General features: G+C 62.7%; 1 protein-coding gene. It reads left to right on the plus strand.

From position 1 onward, the window contains the following. Nucleotides 1-597 precede the first annotated feature (597 nt). On the plus strand, nucleotides 598-1,863 hold the full coding sequence (ltrA, locus tag ACGF0D_RS44150; RefSeq protein ID WP_392926220.1) for a group II intron reverse transcriptase/maturase: 1,266 nt from the start codon (nucleotides 598-600) through the stop codon (nucleotides 1,861-1,863). The last annotated feature ends 95 nt before the right edge of the window (nucleotides 1,864-1,958 follow it).

The following is a 1,958-nucleotide window of genomic DNA, read 5'->3' on the forward strand; positions in this document are numbered from 1 at the left end:
TTTTGCCAAGGATTGCGTCCTGAACACGAAAGGGAGTTGGTTGTAGGACAGCCTCCGCGAGTGATGCTGTGCGGGAGATGAAGGTTTTGTGGCCCTTCGGAGTCGCCCTGTGGGGGGAGGCTCCAAACCACCTCATGCCGCGTCGGTTGAATACCATCGTGGTGAGCGATGAGGAAAAGGCGCCCTAAGAGGCGTCAGGTAGGGACCGGGAAGACGAACGCAAGTGAATCGCTGCTGACGTGTCGAAACAAAAACAGACGACATCAAAACCGGGGTGTTCCTTGGGCTTCGGGATAAGCCTGGCGGGTGCCCGCTTACTGGCCAGGCGGTGTCCGGCATGCAGGCGACGTGAGCCCGGTCTGCGGCTTTCGCATGGAACAGGAGAAGGCACGCTCTGATACCGCCTGCCGCAGTGTGGCAGCGAGAGGGAGTGCCCCGAGCAGACGCAACTGTGAGGGGTCGAGTACCGAAGCAGGGCGTGCTGGCGGACCGGCTCGTAGTAGTGCCGAAGCCCCTGTAATGGGGGTGGAGCGAAGGAGCCGGGTCGTTCGTGACTGAGTTGATCGCATCAACCGGATAGTTTCCGGGAGGAGTGAGATGAGCCAGTTGAAGTCATCGGCCAAACCGTTTGAGATTTCGAAGTGGGAGGTCAAGGAAGCATGGGAGGAAGTCAGAGCGAATAGGGGAGCTCCGGGAGTGGACGGGCAGAGCATCGCCGACTTCGAGAAGGACCTGAAGAACAACCTTTACAAGGTCTGGAATCGGATGTCGTCAGGCTCGTACTTTCCGCCACCGGTGCGTGCGGTGGCCATCCCAAAGCCGCATGGCGGAGGCACGAGAATGCTGGGCATTCCCGCTGTCGCCGACCGTGTGGCACAGACTGTGGTGGCCCGGCATCTGGTGCGACGGGTGGATCCTGTTTTCCATCCGGACAGCTTCGGATACCGGCCTGGACGGTCCGCCTTGGACGCGGTGGAGAGGTGCCGGGAACGCTGCTGGAAGAGGGACTGGGTCGTCGAGTTCGACATCGCCAAGTTCTTCGACAGCGTGCCCTGGGACCTGCTGGTCAAGGCAGTGGAAGCGCACACCGACGCCGTTTGGGTGAAGTTGTACATCGAGCGGTGGCTTCGCGCGCCGCTTCAACTACCCGACGGCTCCCTGCAAGAGCGGGAGTGCGGAACCCCACAAGGGGCTCCGGTGTCTCCCGTGCTGGCGAACCTGTTCCTGCACTACGCATTCGACACCTGGATGGCCCGGGAGTTCCCGACCATCTGGTTCGAACGCTACGCGGACGACGCTGTGCTGCACTGCGTCGCCGAGCGCCAGGCCCGCCAAGTGCTGGCCGCGCTCACCGACAGGATGGCCGAGGTCGGACTGCGTCTGCACCCGGCCAAGACCCGGATCGTGTACTGCAAGGACGGGAGACGCCGAAGCTCCTACGAGCACACGGCGTTCACGTTCCTCGGGTACACCTTCCGCGCCAGAAAGAACCGGAGCCGGCACGGGAACCTCTTCCTGGCCGTCGACCCCGGTATCAGCAAAGACGCCCTGACGAAGATCAGCCGGGAGGTGCGGGGCTGGCACCTGCACACCCGAACAGATCTGACCTTCCAAGAGCTCGCCCGAAGGGTCAACCCCAAGGTTGCGGGCTGGCTCAACTACTACGGCCGTTTCCGGCCCTGGGAGTTGGTCCCTTTCGTGACGCGCATCAACGCCTACCTGGTGCGCTGGATCCGCAAGAAGTACAAACGGCTGGCGGCCAAGCGGAAGGCGCTCGCGAAGTTGCAGGAGATCGCCCGGCGATACCCGCGCATGTTCGCGCACTGGCGCATCACTCCGACCGTCAGCGCCGTACTGGTCTGATGATCAGAACGACAAGAGCCGTGTAACGGGAGACTGTTAAGCACGGTTCTGTGAGGGCCGGGGGGTGAGATTCCCCCCGGCTACTCGGCGATGGG

It is taken from the genome of Kitasatospora sp. NPDC048298 (assembly GCF_043201465.1).
Taxonomy (GTDB): Bacteria; Actinomycetota; Actinomycetes; order Streptomycetales; family Streptomycetaceae; genus Kitasatospora.

What these genes read in the sequence shown, in the direction of transcription:
- ltrA (WP_392926220.1), top strand. Translation starts at nt 598, where the DNA reads ATGAGCCAGTTGAAGTCATCGGCCAAACCGTTTGAGATTTCGAAGTGG.